The organism is Gordonia sp. Swx-4, from assembly GCF_030316175.1.
In the GTDB taxonomy this organism is placed as follows: domain Bacteria; phylum Actinomycetota; class Actinomycetes; order Mycobacteriales; family Mycobacteriaceae; genus Gordonia; species Gordonia alkanivorans.
In genome coordinates this window covers 3,498,531-3,519,378 of the sequence record NZ_CP128197.1, presented here as the reverse complement: position 1 = coordinate 3,519,378, position 20,848 = coordinate 3,498,531, and the positions used below count along the sequence as shown (strand labels likewise).

General features: G+C 67.7%; 22 protein-coding genes. 15 read left to right on the top strand and 7 right to left on the bottom strand.

The features are described 5' to 3' along the window. Positions 1-9: 9 nt before the first annotated feature. The 3 genes from recO to PWF70_RS16040 are packed head-to-tail and all read left to right on the top strand — an operon-like array spanning position 10 to position 2,025. A complete protein-coding gene (recO, locus tag PWF70_RS16050; RefSeq protein ID WP_035751313.1) occupies positions 10-825 on the top strand; it encodes a DNA repair protein RecO in 816 nt (271 codons plus the stop codon). Further along, positions 806-1,627, top strand: a complete 822-nt coding sequence (locus PWF70_RS16045; RefSeq protein WP_006356729.1) for an isoprenyl transferase — start codon at positions 806-808, stop codon at positions 1,625-1,627. Before recO ends, PWF70_RS16045 begins: the two co-directional genes overlap by 20 nt. Then, positions 1,624-2,025, top strand: coding sequence for a hypothetical protein (locus tag PWF70_RS16040; RefSeq protein ID WP_006356730.1), 402 nt, complete (start codon positions 1,624-1,626; stop codon positions 2,023-2,025). The genes PWF70_RS16045 and PWF70_RS16040 overlap by 4 nt, the downstream gene beginning before the upstream one ends. Before the next feature lie 31 nt (positions 2,026-2,056). Here the strand turns inward: PWF70_RS16040 and PWF70_RS16035 are convergent, their stop codons facing one another. The 6 genes from PWF70_RS16035 to PWF70_RS16010 form a co-directional block, all read right to left on the bottom strand. Then, positions 2,057-2,488, bottom strand: a complete 432-nt coding sequence (locus PWF70_RS16035) for a Fur family transcriptional regulator (protein ID WP_005199285.1) — start codon at positions 2,486-2,488, stop codon at positions 2,057-2,059. Continuing rightward, complete coding sequence (locus PWF70_RS16030) at positions 2,485-2,856, bottom strand: ArsR/SmtB family transcription factor (protein WP_006356731.1); 372 nt, start codon at positions 2,854-2,856, stop codon at positions 2,485-2,487. Before PWF70_RS16030 ends, PWF70_RS16035 begins: the two co-directional genes overlap by 4 nt. A 78-nt stretch (positions 2,857-2,934) precedes the next feature. Continuing rightward, on the bottom strand, positions 2,935-4,392 hold the full coding sequence (locus PWF70_RS16025; protein ID WP_414625826.1) for a M28 family peptidase: 1,458 nt from the start codon (positions 4,390-4,392) through the stop codon (positions 2,935-2,937). Positions 4,393-4,515: 123 nt separating this feature from the next. Beyond that, the gene (locus tag PWF70_RS16020; protein WP_006356733.1) at positions 4,516-5,031 is read right to left on the bottom strand and encodes a MarR family winged helix-turn-helix transcriptional regulator; all 516 of its coding nucleotides are present in this window, start codon (positions 5,029-5,031) and stop codon (positions 4,516-4,518) included. A 205-nt stretch (positions 5,032-5,236) separates the two neighbouring features. Next, positions 5,237-6,784 (bottom strand): AMP-binding protein, encoded by a 1,548-nt coding sequence (locus PWF70_RS16015; protein WP_042376335.1) that lies wholly within the window; start codon positions 6,782-6,784, stop codon positions 5,237-5,239. Between the two features lie 42 nt (positions 6,785-6,826). Further along, a complete protein-coding gene (locus PWF70_RS16010) occupies positions 6,827-7,258 on the bottom strand; it encodes a VOC family protein (RefSeq protein ID WP_052362773.1) in 432 nt (143 codons plus the stop codon). A gap of 149 nt (positions 7,259-7,407) precedes the next feature. Between PWF70_RS16010 and PWF70_RS16005 the strand changes: the two genes are divergently transcribed. Then, on the top strand, positions 7,408-8,385 hold the full coding sequence (locus PWF70_RS16005; protein ID WP_006356736.1) for an NAD(P)H-dependent flavin oxidoreductase: 978 nt from the start codon (positions 7,408-7,410) through the stop codon (positions 8,383-8,385). Positions 8,386-8,504: 119 nt separating this feature from the next. Here PWF70_RS16005 and PWF70_RS16000 read toward each other — a convergent pair whose 3' ends face one another. Then, complete coding sequence (locus tag PWF70_RS16000; RefSeq protein ID WP_042376334.1) at positions 8,505-9,362, bottom strand: MaoC/PaaZ C-terminal domain-containing protein; 858 nt, start codon at positions 9,360-9,362, stop codon at positions 8,505-8,507. A gap of 116 nt (positions 9,363-9,478) precedes the next feature. Between PWF70_RS16000 and PWF70_RS15995 the strand changes: the two genes are divergently transcribed. The 11 genes from PWF70_RS15995 (at position 9,479) to PWF70_RS15945 (ending at position 20,734) form a co-directional block, all read left to right on the top strand. Then, a complete protein-coding gene (locus tag PWF70_RS15995; RefSeq protein WP_006356738.1) occupies positions 9,479-9,871 on the top strand; it encodes a Zn-ribbon domain-containing OB-fold protein in 393 nt (130 codons plus the stop codon). After that, the gene (locus tag PWF70_RS15990) at positions 9,868-11,076 is read left to right on the top strand and encodes a thiolase family protein (protein WP_040003884.1); all 1,209 of its coding nucleotides are present in this window, start codon (positions 9,868-9,870) and stop codon (positions 11,074-11,076) included. The genes PWF70_RS15995 and PWF70_RS15990 overlap by 4 nt, the downstream gene beginning before the upstream one ends. A gap of 40 nt (positions 11,077-11,116) precedes the next feature. Beyond that, positions 11,117-12,262 (top strand): CaiB/BaiF CoA transferase family protein, encoded by a 1,146-nt coding sequence (locus PWF70_RS15985; protein ID WP_006356740.1) that lies wholly within the window; start codon positions 11,117-11,119, stop codon positions 12,260-12,262. Then, positions 12,259-13,434: an acyl-CoA dehydrogenase family protein gene (locus tag PWF70_RS15980; RefSeq protein ID WP_006356741.1), complete on the top strand. Its 1,176-nt coding sequence runs from the start codon at positions 12,259-12,261 to the stop codon at positions 13,432-13,434. The genes PWF70_RS15985 and PWF70_RS15980 overlap by 4 nt, the downstream gene beginning before the upstream one ends. 13 nt (positions 13,435-13,447) lie before the next feature. Beyond that, positions 13,448-14,401 (top strand): acyl-CoA dehydrogenase family protein, encoded by a 954-nt coding sequence (locus PWF70_RS15975; protein ID WP_006356742.1) that lies wholly within the window; start codon positions 13,448-13,450, stop codon positions 14,399-14,401. A 67-nt stretch (positions 14,402-14,468) separates the two neighbouring features. Next, positions 14,469-15,686: an acetyl-CoA C-acetyltransferase gene (locus PWF70_RS15970; RefSeq protein ID WP_006356743.1), complete on the top strand. Its 1,218-nt coding sequence runs from the start codon at positions 14,469-14,471 to the stop codon at positions 15,684-15,686. 29 nt (positions 15,687-15,715) lie between these two features. Continuing rightward, positions 15,716-16,504, top strand: coding sequence for an enoyl-CoA hydratase/isomerase family protein (locus PWF70_RS15965; RefSeq protein WP_006356744.1), 789 nt, complete (start codon positions 15,716-15,718; stop codon positions 16,502-16,504). A gap of 104 nt (positions 16,505-16,608) precedes the next feature. Beyond that, positions 16,609-18,204 (top strand): class I adenylate-forming enzyme family protein, encoded by a 1,596-nt coding sequence (locus PWF70_RS15960; RefSeq protein WP_006356745.1) that lies wholly within the window; start codon positions 16,609-16,611, stop codon positions 18,202-18,204. A gap of 3 nt (positions 18,205-18,207) precedes the next feature. After that, a complete protein-coding gene (locus PWF70_RS15955; protein WP_042376331.1) occupies positions 18,208-19,344 on the top strand; it encodes an Rv3169 family protein in 1,137 nt (378 codons plus the stop codon). Then, a complete protein-coding gene (locus PWF70_RS15950; RefSeq protein WP_006356747.1) occupies positions 19,341-20,351 on the top strand; it encodes a phosphotransferase family protein in 1,011 nt (336 codons plus the stop codon). The genes PWF70_RS15955 and PWF70_RS15950 overlap by 4 nt, the downstream gene beginning before the upstream one ends. Further along, positions 20,348-20,734: a hypothetical protein gene (locus tag PWF70_RS15945; RefSeq protein WP_279940695.1), complete on the top strand. Its 387-nt coding sequence runs from the start codon at positions 20,348-20,350 to the stop codon at positions 20,732-20,734. Before PWF70_RS15950 ends, PWF70_RS15945 begins: the two co-directional genes overlap by 4 nt. Positions 20,735-20,848 lie beyond the last annotated feature (114 nt).

Genomic DNA, 20,848 nt, shown 5'->3' with positions numbered 1-20,848 from the left:
AATCGGCGGGTGAGGTTCTACCGGGATGAGGCCGTCGTGCTCCGCCAGCACAAGCTGGGCGAAGCCGACCGCATCATCACCCTGCTGACCGCGGAGCACGGGCTCGTGCGCGCGGTCGCCAAGGGGGTGCGCCGGACACGGTCGAAGTTCGGCGCCCGTCTCGAACCCTTCGCCCACATCGACGTGCATCTGTACCCGGGTCGCAGCCTCGACGTCGTCACCCAGGTGCACAGCCTGCACGCCCTCACCGACGCGATCGTCGCCGATTACGGGCGCTACACGACGGCCTGCGCGGTCCTCGAGACCGCCGAGCGGCTGGCGGGTGAGGAACGCGCACCCACCCGCCAGCTGCACCGCCTCACGGTGGGTGCGTTGCAGGCGCTGGCCGAGGACCGTCGGCCGCGGGAACTGATCCTCGACGCCTACCTGCTGCGCGCCATGTACAGCGCCGGCTGGATGCCCGCGCTGGAGGAATGTGCGCGCTGCGCCAACCCCGGTCCGCACCGGGCCTTCCACGTCGCCGCCGGCGGGGCGGTGTGCCTGCACTGCCGGCCACCCGGCTCGGCCACCCCGTCGCCCGGCGTGCTCGACCTCATGGACGCGCTGTTCCGCGGTCAGTGGGAACACGTGGAGGAATCGTCGAACTCCCTGCGCCGCCAGGCCAGCGGCCTCACCGCCGCGCATCTGCAATGGCATCTCGAACGTCAGCTCCGAACCCTGCCGCTCATCGAACGCACGGCGCCTCATAGGCTGATGGAAACGGGTGTCGAACCAGTGGTGGACGACGGGGTGAGGAGAGTCGACGATGGCGTTGCGGCCGGGTAGTTCGTCGAAGGGACGCAAGCCGACGAGCCCACGTACGGAGGTTCGTGCCCCGGATCCCCATCCCAGCGGTGCTCGGCCCCCGGCCATTCCCGCCCAGTTCGTGCCCAAACACGTGGCTCTGGTGATGGACGGCAACGGGCGCTGGGCCACCGACCGTGGACTGCCGCGAACCGAAGGACACAAGCGCGGTGAGGCCGTCCTGATGGACACCGTCTGCGGCTGCATCGAATTGGGCGTCGGATGGCTGTCGGCCTACGCCTTCTCGACCGAGAACTGGTCGCGCAGCCCCGAAGAGGTGCGTTTTCTGATGGGCTTCAACCGCGACGTCATCCGCCGGCGCCGCGACGAGATGCACGAGATGGGCGTTCGTGTCCGCTGGGCGGGTCGCCGACCCCGACTGTGGCGCAGCGTCATCCGCGAACTCGAGATCGCCGAGGAACTGACCAAGGACAACACCGTGATGACGCTGACGATGTGCGTCAACTACGGTGGCCGCGCCGAGATCGCCGACGCCGCCCGTGAGATCGCCCGTCGCGCCGCACGTGGCGAGATCGATCCCGAGCGCATCACCGAGTCGACCTTCGCGCGTTACCTCGACGAGCCCGACATGCCCGACGTCGACCTGTTCCTGCGTCCGTCGGGTGAACAGCGCATCTCGAACTTCCTGCTGTGGCAGTCGGCCTACGCCGAGATGGTCTACCAGGAGAAGCTGTTCCCCGACTTCGACCGCCGCGACCTGTGGGACGCGTGCCTCGAGTACGCCTCCCGCGACCGTCGCTTCGGTGGGGTGAACCCGTCGTGACCGATGCCGCCGCACTGCTCGAACGTACCGCCGTCATCGTGGCCGAGCTCGGTCCCGTCGACCGACCCGACGCGGAATCGGTTGTGGTGCAGGTCGGTCCGACGCGTGCATCGATCCGGGTGCTGACGCTGTCGGACGGCCTCGACGTCCTCGCCGTGACCCAGATGGTGGCCATGGACCTGCCCAACACCCCGACCCTGCGCGACGACGTGGAGGCCTTCGGCGCTCAGTTGAGCTTCGGGAGTCTGCGTCGGTCCGATCCGGCCGGTGTCACGACAGACGTGTTGCAGTACTACACATTTCCAGCGGGCCGACTCGACGACCTGCCGCTGCTGACGGTCCTGCACATCGTACTCGCCGCCGGGGTCGACGCCGCCGAGCGACTGGTGGCGACGTAGCACTTCCGGACTGAGGTCGCTCCACGCTGCGTCAGTTGCGCTGGCACCCTTGGCAGTTCGCGCACAGGCCGAAGACCTCGACCGTGTGATTGATGTCGGTGAAGCCGTGTTCGGCGGCGATGGTCGCGGCCCACTTCTCGACCGGGTCGGCCTGCACCTCGACGGTGGTTCCGCAGTTGCGGCACACCAGGTGATGGTGGTGTCCCGACGAGCAGTGGCGGTACCGGGTTTCGCCGGACCCGTCCCACAGGACGTCGATCTGACCGGCCTGGCTCAGGGCCTGCAGGTTGCGATACACGGTGGTCAGGCCGATGGACTCGCCTCGGCCCTTGAGGATCTCGTGGAGTTCCTGGGCCGAGCAGAAGTCGTCGGTGCCGGCGAGGGCGTCGGCGATGGCCGCGCGCTGGCGCGTCGAACGGACTCCGGTGACCGGCTGCGGGCCGGATGCCTCGACGCCGGTCATTCGGACACCACCGACGGGCCTCGGTTGGTCTCGTTCGCGTGGACCAGGGCGTCCACGACGATGTGGGCGACGTGGTCGTCGAGCAGTTCGTAGGTGATCTCGCGACCGTTGCGATGGCCGCGGACGACGCCGGCGTCCTTGAGGACGCGAAGGTGCTGGCTGACGAGCGGCTGGCTCAGACCGAGGTGGCCGACGAGTTCGTGCACACACTGGACGCGCTCACGCAGAGAGAGCACGATCGCGACGCGGGTGGGGGAGGCGAGAGCCCGCAACAGATCGGCGGCGGCTTCCCGTGCGGCGGCGTCGGAGTCGTCGGCCGGTCCGGACGCGCCGAACTGCCCGGATCCCTTGATGGGTTCAGCCGACATGTCACTCCTCCCGGAACGCTCGCGTCACAGCACTGCCGCCATTCTAACGGAAATGGTTTTCAATCAGTGACGGCGGAGTCAGCCTTCGGTCCGTTGCCGCCGTTCGACCGACGGAACGCCGTCGGGACCGTTCGTCGCGAGAGCGTAGGCGGCCACCGCGTGGGCGACCGCGGCGGCGTTGACGGCCAGCAGATCGGTGTTGATGTTGTCGATCGTGTCGCGGGGGCTGTGATAGTTCGGATCGAAGGCCACCCCGGCCTCTCCGCCCCACATCTCGGCTTCCTTCTCGCTCTTCTTCCGCTCGGCCCCGGTTGCTACGCCGCCGGCCGGTATACCGACCGCGATGAACGGACCGTAGTCGGATCGACCGTCGAAATCGGCCGCGCCCAGCTGGATTCCCCGGTCGGCATAGAACTTCGCGAAGACGCGTTCGATGCCGTCGGAGCCGGCGGGACCCGCCGCGGCGCCGTTGCGTTCGGAGTCGTCGCCGTCGTAGGTGAAGTACCCGCCGTTGGGGGAGGCGAGCATGTCGAAGTTCAGATACAGCGCGAGGGCGCGTCGTCCGGCGGCGTCGAGACCGCCGACGTACTCGCGGGAGCCGACCAGACCGTCCTCCTCGCCGCCCCAGAACGCGAAGCGCATCCGGTGGGGGACCCGGGGTGACGACCCGAGGCGCAACGCCGTCTCGAGGACCGCCGAACTGCCGCTCGCGTTGTCGTTCATGCCTGGTCCTACGACGACGCTGTCGAGGTGGGCGCCCGCCATCACGACGTCGTCGGGCGTCCCGGTGCGGGTCTCGGCGATGATGTTGCGGGTCGTGATCGGGGTGGTCTCCGCGTCGACCTCCAGCCGCAGTTGCTCGGCCTCGCGCACCTGGTCGGCGTCGTCGCGTGACACTGCGAGAACGGGTATGTCCGGCACGTCTTCGGTGCCGAGGGTCAACCCGAACGGCGGCCCGTCCTCGTTGTTCACGATGACGACTCCGACCGCTCCCGCCGACTGAGCGTGGCGGGCCTTGTCCGTGAAGGTGCAGTCACCACGGGTGATCACCGCGAAGGCCCCGCGCACGTCGGCCGGGAAGTCGGCGGGTGCGCACCCCGCAGCGGCGACGGTCACCGGTTTCGCGGTGACCGGCTCGCGGGTCCCGACCGAGTACTCGAGCACGTGTCCCTTCACGTCGCGGCCGTCGGCGGAGAACTTCACCGACTCGAGGTCGTAGCGCTTGTAGCTGAACTCCGGCGTCGTGACCTCGAACCCGGCGCCGCGCAGTAGTCCGGCTACGTAGTCGACCGAGGCGTCGTAGCCGGGGGTACCCGACGCGCGGGTCCCGCCGTGGTTGTCCGCGATCTGCTGGAAGGCTCGGACGTGCCCCATGACGCGGTCGAGGGTGACCGCGTCGGCCAGACCGGCCGGGGTGACGTCGGTGACCGGTGGCCCGACGGACGGCGTCGAGACCGGGGCCGAGGACGCACTGCGCCTGGGACTCTCCGGTCCGGCGCCGCCGCAGCCGGCGATGGTGACGGCCACGACGATCACCGCCACCAGACGAAGCCCGGCGGACCGACCGGGCCGGTTCCGGTGTCGAGGCGGTGACTTGCTGTGCGCGCTGGGCGCGCACTGATCCGGCCGGGTCACCTTCTGAGCTTCACACCCGGGTTCTCAGGCGTCCCCGGCGCCCTGTCGCATGGCGGTCAGCGCGTCGCGGAGCCGTTTGACGTCTTTCGGAGTACTGCCGGTCATCCCGAAATCGACGCCGGTCAGGCCGCGCGTGGCAGCGGCTACGATCTTTCGGCCCTGGGGGGTGATCGTCACGCAGGTGGCACGACGGTCGGTGGGGTGGGGGCTGCGCTCGAGGAGCTTGCGAGCCTCCAGTCGGTCGGTCGCCAGCGTCGCGGTGGTTGCGTGCACCATGAGGTTGCGCGCCAGGCTGGAGATCAGACGGGTGCCGTGTTCGGATAGTTGCAGTGTCATCAGGAGCAGATAGTCGGTCATGTTGAGACCGTGCTTCTTCAGCTCGGTTTCGACCTCGTCGGCGACGATGCGCTGGTAACGCAGCAAGGAAGTCAGCGTCAGGAAGCGCTGCTCGTCCCCGTCGAGCTTCTGCTGTTCCCAATAGTGGCGTGCCCAATCCACCGGGTCGGTGATCGTGTCCGGCGTCTTCTGCGTGCTCGTCACTGCTCTGCCTCCTGTGGCCTGGTCTCCGCTGTCGGCCGAAAATGAAAGTCTACGCCTTGAGTATCGGAACAGCACAGTGGACGGGTCTGTGTGATCGCGGGAGACGCGACACTCTCGGAGACCCGACCTCCGCGAGGATCGTACGTCGCAGGACCGCGGAATGTCGGGGCCGGCCCGGTCTGCCGGTCACGCCTGGGTGCGATGATCACGATGGGACACGCTGCCGGGCGCCGAGTTCGGTGACGTCGGATGCTTCCCCGGCGGAGAGTCTGCGCATCGCCCGCTTGTCCAGCTTGCCCACCGCCGTGCGCGGCAGCGAGTCGGTGAGATACATCTTTCGCGGGATCTTGTAGCCGGCCAACCGGGTTCGGGCGTGGCGCTCGATCTCCGCCATGCTCAGGGGGTCGCTGGGATCGGCCGGAACGATAAGGGCTGCAAGACTTTCGCCCATCTCCTCATCGGGAACCCCGAAACATGCGACGTCGGCGACGGCCGGATGGTCGGCCAGTACCTGCTCGACTTCGGCAGGGTAGATGTTGACACCCCCGGACACCACCATGTCCGAGAGTCGGTCGGTGATCCAGACGTAGCCGTCGGCGTCCATGTGCCCGGTCTCGCCGAGGGTGAAGCGCTCCCCGCTGCGCGTTCCGTCGGTGTAGTTGATGCCGTGACCGCTGGTGTCCAGAAACCACAGTGGCCCTTCGGTTCCCGGCGGTGCGGGCCGGCCGTCGGTGCCGGCGACGAACGCTTCGAACGGTGGAACCGCACGGCCCACGGACCCGGGACGTTCGAGCCACTCGGTAGCGCTGATCATGCAGGTGGTGCCGACTTCGCTGGCACCGTAACTCTCCCAGACGATGTCACCGAACCATTCGATAACGGCGCGCTTCACCGGGAGGGGGCACTTCGCGCCGACCTGCAGGACGTGTCGGAGCGAGGCGAGGTCCGCGGCGGCACGACGCTCATCCGGGAGGGCGAGTAGGCGCTGGAAGTGTGTCGGAACCATGATGGTCGAGCCGATCCGGTCGCGTTCGAGGGCGGTCAGTACCGACTCGGCCCGGAACTTGCCGGTGACGGTGACAGGTGTGCCACCCGCGAACAGGCGTGTGCCGGTCAGCGGGCCGGAGTGGTACAGCGGGCCGACCACGAGGTGTCTTCCGAATTGCACCATGTGGTTCCGGCCGAGTCCATCGAGGTGTTCGGCGATGTTGTCGCCGCCGACCCAGGACGTGAACGGCAGTTCGACGCCCTTCGGGCGACCGGTGGTTCCCGACGTGTAGACCAGCGTCCGTCTCGGTGGCATGTCGGTCGGCGGCTCGTCCATACCGTCGCACCAGTCGGACCACGGCCTCACCCCGGCCGGGTGGTCGGCGTCGCCGCCCCACGCGACCACCGTGCGGATCCCGGCGAGACGGGCCGCTTCGGCCGCAACGTGGACTGTCTGCTGGTCGCACAGGATCACTTCCGCCTGTGAATCCTCCAGTATGTGCGCCGTCTCCGTGGCCGTCAGGTGTGAATTCACCGCCACCGCAGACGCGCCACCGAGGATGCACGAGACGTGGGCCAGGAGGGTCTGTGCCGAGTTCGATGCGATGACCGCGACCCGACGCAGCGGACCCAGTTCCGCGCGCGCCAGTGCATTCACCGCCGGCCGCAGCCGCCGGTCGACCTCTGCCCAGGTCAGGGACTCGTCGTCGTCGCGTAGGGCGATCTCGGTGGGTCGTTTCCGGGCGAGCCGACCCGCGAAGGTCACGGCGTCACCGCGGGCGGTCCGGCCACCGATGGCTGGGTTCGGCTACGCGGCGTCATCGCGCTGCACGAACTCGATGGTGTTGCCATCGGGGTCGGTCACGAAGGCGATCCATGTGCCCGACTCGACCTCGAAGGGCTCCTTGAGGACCGACGCGATTCCCGACTCCCGGCAGTCGGCGAGCAGTTCGGCGAGATCGTCCACCGAGATGGTGAGGTAGCGAATCCCGGTGCTCGCGCCGATGCCGCCGACAGCCGCGGTCGAGGCGGGTGCGGTGTCGTACACCAGCATCTTGAGGAGGGCGTCGCCGAGTCGGAAACGGGTGATCGAGACGCCGCCCATGCGAATCCGATCGAGCTCGGGGAGGCCGAGTACGTCGCGGTAGAAGCAGGTCATCTCATCGATGTTCATGGTCACGATGCCGAGATCGACGACTGGTTTGGACAAGGCGGCGGCCATGAATTCCTCTGCTTCCATGAGGTCTGGACTGATCAGTCATACTCCAGTCTACAATAGTAGAGGTATAGAGTACTAGTGGATGCTCGGGAAGCCGTCGGCGGGAGCATCGACCCGCACCCCAAATCGCACGACGGTGTCGTCGAGTCCGTTGTGGCAAGGAGATGTTGATGATGAGAACACGCTTCACCGAGACCTTCGGGATCGATCATCCGATCGTGTGCGGCGGGATGACCGCCGTCGGAAGGGCGGGCCTCATTGCGGCCGTCGCCGATGCCGGTGCTCTCGGCTTCCTGACGGCGCTGACGCAGCCGACCCCCGAGGATCTCGCCATCGAGATCGGCCGGGTTCGCGAGTTGACCGACAAGCCCTTCGGCGTGAACCTCACCATCCTGCCCACGGTGAATCCGGTCCCGTACGACGAGTACCGCGACGCCATCATCGACGGCGGGGTCAAGATCGTGGAGACGGCCGGGGCCAATCCCGAACCGCACATGCCAGCCTTCAAGGCCGCCGGCGTCAAGGTGATCCACAAGGCTGTTGCCGTCCGGCATGCGCTGAAAGCCGAACGTCTCGGGGTCGATGCGATCAGCATCGACGGCTTCGAGTGCGCCGGACACCCCGGCGAGGACGATGTTCCGGGACTGATACTCATCAACGCGGCCGCACGGAAGCTCTCCATTCCGATCATCGCATCCGGCGGCTTCGCCGACGGTGCCGGCCTGGTCGCGGCGCTCGCGCTGGGTGCGGACGCCGTCAACATGGGCACGCGGTTCGTCGCAACCACCGAATCGCCGGTGCATGACAATGTCAAGCAGCAGATCGTCGCCAACGACGAGCGTTCAACCGTCGTCGTTTTCAGGGAGTTCCGCAACACTGCGCGGGTCGCGCGCAACGCGGTCTCGGAAGAGATCGCCGAGATCTCGGCGCGTCCGGGGGCGACGTTCGCCGACGTCGCGCACCTCGCGTCCGGTGAGCGTGGTCGCCGCGAGGTGCTCGACGCCGGGAACATGGATGGCGGGATGTGGTGGGCCGGACAGGCTCAGGGGCTCATCGACGAGGTGCTGTCCTGTCGTGAGGTCGTCGACTCGATCGTGTCGGAGGCCGAGTCGATCATCGGTGACCGTCTGCCGAAGCTGCTGGGATGACCCGGTGGGTCCCGAGGTGATCATGCTGGAGACTTGCTGATCGGCCGTCGGACCGCTCATCACATGACCGCCGCCGGAAGGCTCTTCGCCGGCGGCGGTCACCTGATGTCGTCAGGCTCTCACTTCACGCCTGCGAGGCCGCCGGTGAGCACCTCCTTGTCGTGGCGTCCTCGCATCCGGAAGCCGACAGAGCTCGCGTCGGGACGCCACAGGTCGACGGTGAGCGTGTCGCCGGGCCAGACCGGTCCGGCGAACCGTGCCGACATCGACGTCAGGGTTGCGTCGGGCCCGGCCACGTCCAGAACCGCGCGGCCGGCGAAGCCAAAGGTGCACAGGCCGTGCAAGATCGGCCGGTCCATGCCGGCGCGGGCCGCGAACGCCGGATCCGAGTGCAACGGGTTGTAGTCGCCGGAGAGTCGATAGATCAGCGCCTGATCAGGTCGCGTCTCGTAGGTGAGCGTGGTGATGAGGTCGGGATCGGTGGGGGCCTCGGTGGTCGCCGAGTTCGACCCGGCGAGACCGCGTTCGCCGCCCCAGCCTCCGACGTCGCGAATGAACAGACCGGCTGAGCTGCGCCACAGCGCACGGCCGTCGGTGCCGGTTCCGGTGGTCTGGGCGACGATGAGTGCCGCTTTGCCCTTGTCCCACATCTCGGTGATCTCGGTGACGGCCTGCGCTTCGCCTTCGACGGGGATCTCGTCGAGGATCTCCACTCGCTGTTCGGCGTGCAGCAGTTTCGTCCAGTCGAACCGACCGGCCTTCTTGAGCACGCTGAAGTCGACTCCGAGGGTCACCGGCATGGTCGGCACCATCTGCTGCTCGACACCCTTGGTGTTGTTGGTGGTGAACTGCAGGTCGTCGGTACCGGCGCCCACACCCAGCGCGTACAGCATGCAATCGCGCGAGGTCCACCGGACGGTTCTGGGCTCGCTCGTGGCTCCCAGCGCGTTCGGATCGAAGGGTTGCGACTGCGACATGGCGTCTCCTGATTCGCGGTTGTGGTCGAGATGGTCGTGTAGTAAATACTCTAGTACTATACAGTTTAGTCGGCCAGGTTTTCCTGACCTGGCATCCATCCCTCGAAAGGCGCGAGATGACGCAGACGATTCCGGCGGTCGACTACCTGGTGCTGGGAGACCAACCGCATCTGGTCGCGAACGCATGTGTGCAGTGCGGAGCCCTCTACTTCGACCGTCGCAACGCGTGCGCCAAGTGCTTTGCCACGGACTTCGAGTCCCGGCCGCTCGCCACCGAAGGCGTCCTTCGCGCGTACACGATCGTCCAGCGCGGTGCGAAGAACGGTCCGTTCACCTCTGCGGTGGTCGAGCTGACCGGCGGGGGTGTCGTCAAGGCGAATCTGCTGGGCGTCACCGAGGCCGACGGCATCCGGCCGGAGATGAAGGTCCGGTTGGCGACTTTCGAGGCAGGTACCGATGACGACGGAACCGTCGCCGTCGCTTTCGGATTTGAACCGATCGGAGCATGAGCATGAGTGACAACGTCTGGATCATCGGCACGTCGATGACGAAGTTCGGTCGATTCGCCGACCAGGATCTGCTCGACCTGGCGGCCACCGCGTCGCTCGACGCGCTGGCTGACTCCGGTCAGACCATGGCCGACATGGGAATGCTGGCCCTGGGCAACGTCTACGAGGCGAACTCCCACAACGGCCAGCGTCTGCAGAAGCAGATCGGTCAGACCGGCATCCCCGTCTACAACGTCGTCAACGCGTGTGCCACCGGGGCGACCGCGGTCCGCGTGGCGATGATGGGCATCAAGGCTGGCGAGTGCGACATGGCGCTGGCCGTCGGTGTCGAGAAGATGGGCAAGATGGGCATGCTCGGCGGTGCTGCCCGCAAGGCGGGGGAGAAGAAGATCTTCACTCCCAAGGGCCGCTACGGAGCAGTGGTGAAGACCGAGGGCCTCCTCGGTACCGGTCTGATGCCGGGTGTCTTCGCGCAGGCGGGCACCGAGTACGCGCTCGCCCACGGCGTCACCGCCGAACAGTTCGCGAAGGTCGCGGTGAAGAACCACCTCCACTCGACCCTGAACCCGTTGGCGCAGTACCGAAAAGAGTTCACCCTCGACGAAGTCATGGGCGCCGAGGTCATCAGCCATCCCAACACGCTGCCGATGTGTTGCCCGACCGGTGACGGTGCCGCTGCGGTCGTGTTGGTCTCCGATGCCAAGCTCAAGACCCTCGACCCCGACGTCCGACGCCGCGCGGTCAAGATCAGTGCCTCCGTGATGACCTCGGATCCGTGGGTCGACGGCGGCCAGGTGCAGCCCGACGTCAACACCCTGACCAGGCTCGCGGCCGACCAGGCCTACGAGATCGCCGGCATCGGCCCCGATGATCTCGATCTCGTCGAGCTACACGACTGCTTCGCCACCGCAGAGCTGATCCACTACGACAACCTCCGACTGTGTGAACCGGGTGGCGCGGGCGACTTCATCGACTCCGGCGCCCCGATGCGGGATGGCCGGATACCGGTGAACGTGTCCGGCGGTCTGTTGTCCAAGGGGCACCCCATCGGGGCCACCGGCATCGCGAATCTGTACGAGGTCGCAACCCATCTGCGCGGTGAGGCCGGCGACCGCCAGATCGAGGGCGCCAAGGTCGGCCTGACCCACGTCATCGGCCTGGCATCGGCATGCGCCATCCACGTGCTGGAAGCCCCGGCGGCATGACTCCCGCGACCGTGACCGCCGAAGCCGAGAAGGAGCGCTGATGTCCGGACCGCTCACCGGTGTACGGGTGCTCGAGATCGCCAGTGCGGCACCAGCTCCGTTCGCCTGCATGATGCTGGCCGACCTGGGTGCCGACGTGGTCACTGTGGACCGGCCGGCCAAACCCGGCCGCACCCCGCGGCGGCCCAACGATCCGCTGGTGCGGTCGCGCCGCTCAGTCGTCGCCGACCTCAAGAACCCGGCAGGTGTCGCGACCGTGCGTCGCCTGGCCGCGAACGCCGATGTCCTGGTGGAGGGTTTCCGTCCGGGCGTGATGGAACGCCTGGGACTCGGGCCCGACGATCTCGCCGTCGTCAATCCCGGTCTGATCTTCGCCCGGATGACCGGTTACGGCCAGGAGGGCCCGCTGTCTGCTCGTGCCGGCCATGACATCAACTACATCGCGGTCGCCGGGGCGCTCGAGCCGATCGGGCGAGCCGGTGAACGGCCGCTGCCCCCGCTCAATCTCATCGGCGACTTCGGCGGTGGCGGAATGCTCTTGGCGGTCGGCATTCTCGCCGCACTCCACGAGCGGTCGACTTCCGGTCGGGGACAGGTGGTGGATGCGGCGATGGTCGACGGCGCGGCGTTGCTCACCTCGTTCGTCCACGGGGTGCGGGCGGACGGCCACTGGTCCGACGAGCGGGGTACCAATCTCCTCGACGGAGGTGCCCCGTTCTACGACACCTACCTGACCGCGGACGGCCGCTACATGGCGGTCGGCGCCCTGGAGCGTCGCTTCTATCAGCAACTGCTCACGGGGCTGGATCTCGACGACGATCCGGGCTTGCCGGGCCAGATGGACCGCGACGGCTGGCCGGAGCTGCGCTCTCGGTTCGCTGCCGCATTCGCGACGCGCACCCGCCGGGAATGGACCGAGATCTTCGCCGACCTCGACGCCTGCGTGTCTCCGGTACTCGCGCCGGGAGAGGCGCCCGACGGTGAACATGCCGTTGCACGAACGGGATTCATCGATGTCGGCGGGGTTCGCCAACCTGCCCCGGCACCGCGATTCTCGCGGACGCCTGCCGCGACACCGTCCGCGCCCCGCCTGCCCGGCGAGGACACCGAACAAGTGTTGGCGGACTGGGATGCCGGGGGTCTCGCCGGGGGAATCCTCACCGAGAACGAGGTTGCTGCACCATGACCACCGCAGAGTTGCTGACGGTCCCGAACACCGTCGACGAGGCCCGTACCGGCTTCCGTTCCTGGCTCGACGACAACCGGGAATCCCTGGCGGAGTTCCGCGAAACCGGCGGCGAGCTCACCGAGGTCTTCGAACGGCTCGGCCGACTGCAGCGGATGCTGTACGACGCGGGCTGGATCCGCCTGGGCTGGCTTGAGTCGGCCGGTGGTCTCGGTGGCCGGCCGATCCTGCGCGCCATCATCAGCGAGGAGCTCGCAGCCGCGGGCTACCCGCCGCCGTTCTCCTTCGCCACCCAGGAGGTGCTCGGACCCGCCGTCGCCGAGTTCGCATCCACCGAGCTGGCGGCGACGGTCCTCCCGCGATTGCTGCGCGGAGAAGAGACGTGGTGCCAGGGCTTCTCGGAGCCCGGAGCGGGAAGCGACCTCGCGTCGTTACGCCTCAAGGCCGTCCGGGCCGATGGCGGCTGGCGGGTGTCGGGCGAGAAGATCTGGACGAGCTGGGCACAGCTCGCCGACCGCTGTCTGCTGTTGGCACGGACCGGCTCCCTGGACTCGGGCCACCGGGGCATCTCGGCGTTCCTGCTGGACATGGACACGCCGGGAATCACGGTGAGCCAGTTGCGGAGTATGAACGGTGACGACGAGTTCTGTTCACTGTTCTTCGACAACGTCTTCATCCCCGACGAGCGGGTGCTCGGGAAGGTCGACTGCGGCTGGGCCGTCGCCATGCACGTGCTCGCCGGCGAGCGGGGTGCCGCGGCCTGGCAGCGCCAGATCTGGTTACGCTCCCGACTCGACGCCCTCGCCACCGATCCGTCGGCGAACGTCGACGACGCCGTTCTCGGCGAATCGCTGGAACTGCTCGCCGCACTGAGACTCCTGTCGCGACGCACCGTGCGCCGGCTGTCGGCCGGCGAACCGGTGGGATCTACGACGTCGCTGGACAAGCTGGCCATGTCGACGGCCGAGAAATACCTCTTCGACATCGCGCTGGCCGGAAAGACCGAGGACATCGTCTTCGGCGGTCCAGCGGGCGAGAGTCCGGACATCGAGGTCGATGGGGCCATCTGGCGCAACGACTATCTCTACAGCCGGGCGTCGTCGATCTACGGAGGCGCCGCCGAGATCCAGCGCAACATCATTGCCGAACGCCTACTGGGCTTGCCCCGTTGAGGTTGGAGATTCCATGGACGACGACGACATCAGCCAGATCCGAGAAGCGCTGCTGCAGACGGTCGATGCCGACCCCGCCGCAGCACGCGAAGCGGTCACCGAGTTCGGCTGGGACGAACTGCTCGCCGATCAGGAGGACATCGCGGTAGCTACCTTGCTACCGATCTGGGGCCGGTCGCTGGCCCACGGAAGTCTGCTGACCCCGGTGATGCTCTGTGCCGGAGGTGTCGACTCCCCGACCACGACCCGGATCGTGCTGCCGCGCATCAGCTCGTCCGTCGTGCCGGGCCGATACGACGGTGAACGTGTCGTGGTGGATGGTGTGCTCTCCGCCGGAGACGGGCCCATCCTGGTGCCTGCGGCGTCCGACGGCGACATCGTGTTCGCGGTGTGCGAGACACCAGAGCTGCCGACGGGCGATCCCCTCGACCCGACCGCCGGCTGGACCCGCCTCACCGGGACATTCACTGTGACCGAGCAACTTTCGCCGAGTGGGCACACCCCATCGCAGGCGTGGCCGCTCATGGTGGCGGCGGGCCGGCGTGCCCTGACCTACGAGCTGCTCGGAGCAAGCCGCGCGATGCTCGACATGACGGTGGAACACGTCACGTCGCGGCAGCAGTTCGGTCAGGCGCTCGGTTCCTTCCAAGCGGTCAAACACCAACTCGCCGACGTGCACCTCTGGATCGAGGTCGCACAACTGGCCGCCGACGCGGCGTGGGAAGACCGCGGCGAGGCGTCGGCGGCACTGGCCAAGGCGGCCGGCACGCGTGCCTCCGCCACCGCACGCAAGGTCTGTCAGCAGCTCCTCGGCGGCATGGGTTTCACATGGGAACACGATTTCCATCGCTACCTGCGTCGAGCTCTCACGCTCGAACCGCTCCTCGGTGGAAGTGTCGATCTGCACCGTGAACTCGGTGCCGCCCTCCGCGTCGGCTCGGTCAGTCCCGCGCTGGCGCCCCTGTGACCCCTGATCCCCGAAAACTGAAAGCTGGCAACACGATTGCCGGCTTCCCCGATTGTGAGGAGAACCCATGACCGAAGCATGGATCATCGATGGCGTCCGCACGCCGCGCGGTAAGGGCAAGCCGTCGGGCGCGTTGCACGGCGTGCACCCCCAGGAGCTCCTCGGCGGGCTGCTCCGCGCACTGACCGACCGAGGACTGAACGCCGATGACGTCGCCGACGTCATCATGGGCAACGGCGAACATGCCGGAGACCACGCCAACGACGTCGCACGCTCGGCGGTCCTCACCGCCGGTTGGCCGGTGAGTGTGCCGGGCGTGACGATCAACCGGTTCTGCGGTGGTGGGCAGCAGGCGGTGATGGCTGCGGCCACCGGTGTGCTCGCCGGGTGGCAGAACGTTGCCGTCGCCGGCGGCGTCGAGTCCATGTCGCGGCACAGCTACGGTCAGCCGCTCGATGCGAACAACCCGGTTCTCCGCGAGCGCTACCCGCTCGTCCCGCAGGGGATCTCGGCGGACCTCATCGCCACGCTCGAGGGATTCAGCCGCGCCGACGTCGACGCTTTCGCGGCGCGCAGCCAGGAACTCGCGGCGACCGCGATCAAGGAGAACCGCTTCGCTCGGAGTCTGGTGCCCGTGACCGATGCCGCCGGCACCGTGCTGCTCGACGCCGATGAGCATGTCCGTCCGGGCACGACCGCGGAGTCGCTGGCGTCGCTGCCGGCCTCGTTCGCGCGTTCGGGTGCGAAACCCCGCGACGACCGCAGCCGCTCCTTCGACGACATGTGCCGCGAGGTGTACCCGGAAGTCGGCGAGATCCAGCACGTCCACCACGCCGGCAACTCCTCCGGAGTCGTCGACGGTGCTGCGGCAGTGGTGGTGGCCTCCGACGACTACGCCAAGGCACACGGCCTGACCCCGCGGGCCCGCATCGTCACCGGTGCTGTCCTCGGAGCCGAGCCCGTCATCATGCTCACTGCTCCAGGACCGGCGTCGAAGCAGTGCCTCCGCCAGGCCGGGATGAGCGTGGGCGACATCGACCTGTGGGAGATCAACGAGGCGTTCGCCGCCGTTCCTCTCAAGGTCATCAGGGATCTGGCGATCGACCCCGACCGGGTCAATGTCAACGGTGGCGCCATCGCGCTGGGGCACCCGATCGGGGCCACCGGGGCGATGCTCCTCCAGACCGTCGTCGACGAGCTCGAACGACGCGACCTCACAACAGGTTTGGTGACGATGTGCACCGGCGGGGGCATGGCGACCGCGACCATCGTCGAACGAATCTGAGACGTGCCATACCACCCGCGAGGAGAGTCATGAGTTACCGGACAGTCACCGTCGAGCGGCACGGACATGTCGCCGAGCTGCGTCTAGACCGACCCGACCGCCTCAACGCCTTCGACGACGAACTGGTCAACGAGTTGCCCGGTGTGCTGACCGACCTCGCCCGTGACACCGAGGTCCGCGCGGTGGCGTGGACCTCGACCGGACGGCATTTCTCCGCCGGCGGCGACATGGAGACGATTCTGGCCGGATACGCCGATCTGAACGTGCTGCTGCGCGGCGTCGACGACGGGCGACGGCTGTTCCGCGCCTTCGCGGACTTCCCGAAGCCGCTGGTGACGGCCGTGCAGGGCAGCAGCTTCGGGGTCGCGACCAGTCTGGTCTTCACCTCGGACGCCGTGGTCGTCGCGCCGAAGACGAAGCTGTCCGACCCACATGTCCACATGGGGCTGGTGGCCGGTGACGGGGGAGCGGTGACATGGCCGCTGAGTGCGGGCCTGGCCCGGGCGAAGCGGAAGCTGCTCTGGGGCGAGCCCCTCACGGGACCGGAGGCGGTCGAGCTGGGCCTCGCCACCGACCTCGTCGAGTCCGACGAGCAGCTGCGTCCCCGGGCGTTGGAACTGGCCGGTCAGGTCGGGAGTCTGCCGCCGATCGCCACCCAGCTGACCAAGCGGGCGTTGAACAGGGTCCTGTCCCAGCAGACCGATCAGGTGCTGGACGCGGGCTTCTATCTCGAGGCGTTGTCGAACCGCAGCGATGACGTCGTCGAAGCGGTGAACTCCTTCAAGGAGAAGCGCCCCGGGAACTGGTCGGGAACCTGACTCCGGGCAGAAACGGGCGCGCCGAGCCCAATAGATCTAGTAATAAATACTCTAGTAATCTACTATTGAGTTAGCGCCGGAATGGTGCGGGAGAGTGAGGGAGCATGAGCGCCGAGACCGTTCGGGACCTGGTGTGGGGCGAGGAGGTCGTCGAGGCTGCCTACGCCGGTCATCCGGGGCGTATCTATGCGAAGGCTCCCGGTTCTCTGGTGGACCTTCTGCGTACCGCCGGCCCGTGGAATGAACGCGACTTCCTGGTGCAGCGTGACATGCGAATCGGTCACACCGCGTTCCACGCGGCGATCCCGGCGGCGGCCGCATACCTTGCCGCCCTGGGTGTCTCGCGGGGCGACCGGGTGATGCTACACAGCTACAACCGTCCGGAGTTCGCGCTGGCCACCTGCGCGGTGTGGTGGCTCGGCGCGGTGCCGGTGTACGCCAACCGCTGGTGGAGTGCCGATGAGTCCCGGCATGCCATCGAGGTGTCCGCACCGGTCCTCGTGCTCACCGACACTCCTGAGCTCTTCGGCGACGTCGGTATCGTCGTGCGATCCATCGCCGACCTCACCGCCTGCTGGACGAACCCGGTGCCGCACGAGCCCACCGACGGTGTCGACCTCGACGACCCCGCCCTGATCCTGTTCACGTCGGGTAGCTCCGGTGCCCCGAAAGCCGTTGCGCTGTCGTCGCGGTCGGTGATCACCAACCAGCAGAACCTGCTGGTGCGTTCCCGTCGCCTGCCGCACAACCTCGCGCCGGACACACCGCAGCAGGTTGCTCTGGTGTGCACCCCGCTGTTCCACATCGGCGGGGTGTCCAACATCCTGACCAACCTCCTCATCGGCGGCCGAATGGTCATGACGGCCGGCAAGTTCGACGCCGGTGAGATCCTCCGACTCATCGAAGCCGAGCGGGTGCAGACCTGGGGCGGCGTCCCGACCATGGCCATCCGGCTTCTCGAGCATCCCGACTTCGACGCCCACGACCTGTCGAGCCTGCGCTCGTTCCCGCTCGGCGGCGCACCGCTGCCCCCGGCTCTGCTGGACCGGATGACCACCAAGCTGCCGCAGCTCAAGCGGCGTGGTCTGGCCAACACCTGGGGCATGACCGAGACCGGCGGCTTCATGACGGTCGCCGGCAACGCCGACCTCACCGAACGGCCCGGTACGGTCGGCCGACCGTACCCCGTCGTCGAGGTCCGCATCGACGCCCCCGACGATCGGGGCATCGGGGAGGTGCTCGTGCGTGCTCCCACGGTGATGCTCGGCTACGTCGGTCTCGACGACGGCACCGTCGACACCGAGGGTTGGCTGCACACCGGCGATCTCGGTCACCTCGATCCCGACGGCTATCTCTACCTCGACGGCCGCAGCAAGGACATCGTCATCCGGGGCGGCGAGAACATCGCCTGCGCCCACATCGAGAAGGCGATCCTCGGACATCCCTCGATCGTCGAGGCCGCCGTCTTCGGTGTGCCGCACGACGATCTCGGCGAGGAACTGGCCGCGGTGGTGACCCACCGGGCCGCAGAGCCGGTCAGCGTCGACGACCTGGTCGCGCACTGTCGTACCACGCTCGCGTACTTCGAGGTCCCCACCCACTGGCGGATCGACGACACGCCGCTCCCCACCCTCGCCGGGGAGAAGCTGAACAAGAAGGCCATCAAGGCAGACTTCATCGCCGCCGGCCTGGAAGGATGACCGATGTTCCTCAGCCCGGCTGACGAGTACTTCACCCACCAAACCGCACTGACCCACGCCATGGTGGCGACCAGTGACCCGTCGTGGCGCGAGCGCTACTGGGTCAGCTTCCAGGACACCGAATCAGGCGACACGGTCCTCACCCTCGGGCTGGGGCGGTACCCGAACCAGGATGTCATGGAGGCGTTCGCCTGCTTCTCCAGCGGCGAGCGGCAGACCAACCTACGGCTGTCCCGGACCCTGCTGCCCGACAGCCACGGCATGACCGTCGGACCCCTGTCCTGCGAGATCGTCGAACCCCTTGCGCAACTTCGGTTCACCCTGGACGACAATGATTCCGGCTTGCGTTTCGACATCACCTTCGAGGCGACCTTCGAGCCCATGCTCGAGGGAAGGTTCTTCCAGATCAGTCGCGCGCGTGCGACCTACGACGCCATCCGCTACGTCCAGCACGGCCGGGCGCGCGGCTGGATCGTCACCCCCGACGGCCGCCGTATCGAGGTGACGCCCGACCGCTGGTGGGCCGAACGCGACCACTCCTGGGGGACCCGACCGCTGCCTCGTGCCGAAGGGCAACCGCCGGGGGAGCGGCCGGAGTGGAAGATGCTGATGTTCGCACCGCTGCAACTGCCGGACCTCGCCGTGCACATGTACCTGCAGGAGTCGCGTCCGGGGGAACCGGTTCATTTGTCGGCGAGTGCGATTCGCCCACCCGGCGACAACCGGGAACTACCGCCGATCGTCGCCGTCGACCACGACCTCAAGTGGGCGGAAGACGCCGCGGCGCCGACCCTGCTCGGCGGACGCGTTGTCCTGACCCTGCTCGGTGGCGAGACCATCGAGCTCGAGATCACCGCGTGCAAGGGGCGGGCTCACCTGCGCGGCGGCGGCTATGAGGGCTGGAACGGCTGGCGGCAGGGTCAGTGGCGCGGAGAACTCACCGCCGAGCACGACGAGTGGGACCTCACCGACCGCGACAACTTCTACCGTTACGCGAAAGCGGGATCGGATCACCTCGTCGAGGTGCGTCACGGCGACGACGTCGGTTACGGCGTCATCGAATACATGGTGCTGCCCGGGTACGGCCGCTACGAGGAGGCACTGCCTCCGCCGCGCGCATCACGGTCGGATTCGCGATGACCGGACTGCGTCCGGGGCTGCTCGAACTCCTCGACGGCACCGGGTTCACCGACGCCGACGACCCGGTCCGCCTCGGCGGTGGCAGTTCTCAGGAGAACTGGGCCTTCGAGGCGATCGCCGCAGATGGTCGCCGTCGCCCGCTGTTGCTGCGACGTGCGCCGCAGAGCGGAGTCGTCGACACCGAACGCGACGTCGAGTACGACCTGCTCCGCCGACTGGCGGGCACCGGGCTGCCCGTCGCCGCCGTCCACGCGCTCGATCCCGACGGCTCACTGATGGGACGTCCGGCGATGGTCGTGGACCGTCTCGTCGGCCGCGCCGACCGCGCGGTGCTGCGCGACCGTGATCCGTTGCGGCTCGGATCTTCCGGACGACTCGCTCTCGCCGAAGCGCTGGCAGATCTGTTGGGTAGGGTGCACCGGCTGGACCCGGTAGCGCTGGGCATACCCGGCATCCTGGAATCGCCCGACGATCCCGGGCGCACTGAACTCGATCGGTGGGAGGCCGAGCTCGACGGCGTCGAACTCGGACCACACCCGGCACTCCGCGAGACGATCGCCTGGCTGCGCGCACACCTGCCGGCTCCGTCGCCGATTCGACTGGTCCACGGCGACTTCCGGCCCGCCAACGTCCTCATCCACGGGTGCGCCATCAGTGGGCTCCTCGACTGGGAACTGGCCCACCTGGGCGACCCGCACGACGACCTCGGCTGGTACACGTGCTCGGTCTACCGGAACGAGCACTTCGTCGACGACCGCTGGGGACTCGACGATTTCCTACAGCGGTGGTCGCAGACCTCCGGGCTGGAGGTGGACCGCGAACGGCTGCACTTCTGGCAGGTCATGACCGCGCTCCGGTTGGCCGTCATCGCACTGACCGGTGTGAAGGCATTCTGCGACGGTGCGACCGACCGTCCGGCCGGACCCACTCGCCGGATCGAGCTGATCGCGCTGCGCGAGACCGGACTGCTCGACGGTTCCGGACATCGGTCAGGAGGACGGTCATGAGACCGCGACCATCAGAGATCATCGCCGGCATCCGTACGGTTCTGAAAGATACGGTCGCCCCCTCGTGCAGCGGCGAACATGCGCGCGCACGTCTCGACGAGATCCGCGCGGTACTGGCGCAGGTCGACTGGGACAACGCAGGATTCGAGCTCGCCCAGCGAACAGATCGACTCGAGGTCGCGTTGCGAGAGGCACGGCGGTGGCTCGACGACGAGCTGCCGCCGAAACCCGAGCAGCGGGAGTACGCCGCGATCGAGCAGCACTACGAGCGGCTCGCGGCGCTCGCGGCGGCGGCCTTGACCACGCTCCGTGAGGCCAGGGATCGCGGCCCGGAAGCCGACGCCGCGACGGAGGCATATCAGGGGTTGTTGCGTTCCCTGTGAGGACTACGGTCCGCCGCCCGAGGGCGTCGGTGTGGTGTCGTCACATCCATATAGTCTAGAACTAAACTATTCGATGATAGTGTAAATCTGAGGTTTCGGTGAAGGTGGTGAGAT

Bases quoted from the DNA above. Each gene is read 5' to 3' on its own strand.
- PWF70_RS15950 (WP_006356747.1), top strand. From the start codon at position 19,341: ATGACCGGACTGCGTCCGGGGCTGCTCGAACTCCTCGACGGCACCGGG.
- PWF70_RS15995 (WP_006356738.1), top strand. From the start codon at position 9,479: ATGACGCAGACGATTCCGGCGGTCGACTACCTGGTGCTGGGAGACCAA.
- PWF70_RS16045 (WP_006356729.1), top strand. From the start codon at position 806: ATGGCGTTGCGGCCGGGTAGTTCGTCGAAGGGACGCAAGCCGACGAGC.
- PWF70_RS15975 (WP_006356742.1), top strand. From the start codon at position 13,448: ATGGACGACGACGACATCAGCCAGATCCGAGAAGCGCTGCTGCAGACG.
- PWF70_RS15970 (WP_006356743.1), top strand. From the start codon at position 14,469: ATGACCGAAGCATGGATCATCGATGGCGTCCGCACGCCGCGCGGTAAG.
- PWF70_RS15945 (WP_279940695.1), top strand. From the start codon at position 20,348: ATGAGACCGCGACCATCAGAGATCATCGCCGGCATCCGTACGGTTCTG.
- PWF70_RS16010 (WP_052362773.1), bottom strand. From the start codon at position 7,258: ATGGAAGCAGAGGAATTCATGGCCGCCGCCTTGTCCAAACCAGTCGTC.
- PWF70_RS16030 (WP_006356731.1), bottom strand. From the start codon at position 2,856: ATGTCGGCTGAACCCATCAAGGGATCCGGGCAGTTCGGCGCGTCCGGA.
- PWF70_RS15955 (WP_042376331.1), top strand. From the start codon at position 18,208: ATGTTCCTCAGCCCGGCTGACGAGTACTTCACCCACCAAACCGCACTG.
- PWF70_RS15965 (WP_006356744.1), top strand. From the start codon at position 15,716: ATGAGTTACCGGACAGTCACCGTCGAGCGGCACGGACATGTCGCCGAG.
- PWF70_RS15985 (WP_006356740.1), top strand. From the start codon at position 11,117: ATGTCCGGACCGCTCACCGGTGTACGGGTGCTCGAGATCGCCAGTGCG.
- PWF70_RS15980 (WP_006356741.1), top strand. From the start codon at position 12,259: ATGACCACCGCAGAGTTGCTGACGGTCCCGAACACCGTCGACGAGGCC.
- PWF70_RS16035 (WP_005199285.1), bottom strand. From the start codon at position 2,488: ATGACCGGCGTCGAGGCATCCGGCCCGCAGCCGGTCACCGGAGTCCGT.
- PWF70_RS15990 (WP_040003884.1), top strand. From the start codon at position 9,868: ATGAGCATGAGTGACAACGTCTGGATCATCGGCACGTCGATGACGAAG.
- PWF70_RS15960 (WP_006356745.1), top strand. From the start codon at position 16,609: ATGAGCGCCGAGACCGTTCGGGACCTGGTGTGGGGCGAGGAGGTCGTC.
- PWF70_RS16005 (WP_006356736.1), top strand. From the start codon at position 7,408: ATGATGAGAACACGCTTCACCGAGACCTTCGGGATCGATCATCCGATC.
- PWF70_RS16000 (WP_042376334.1), bottom strand. From the start codon at position 9,362: ATGTCGCAGTCGCAACCCTTCGATCCGAACGCGCTGGGAGCCACGAGC.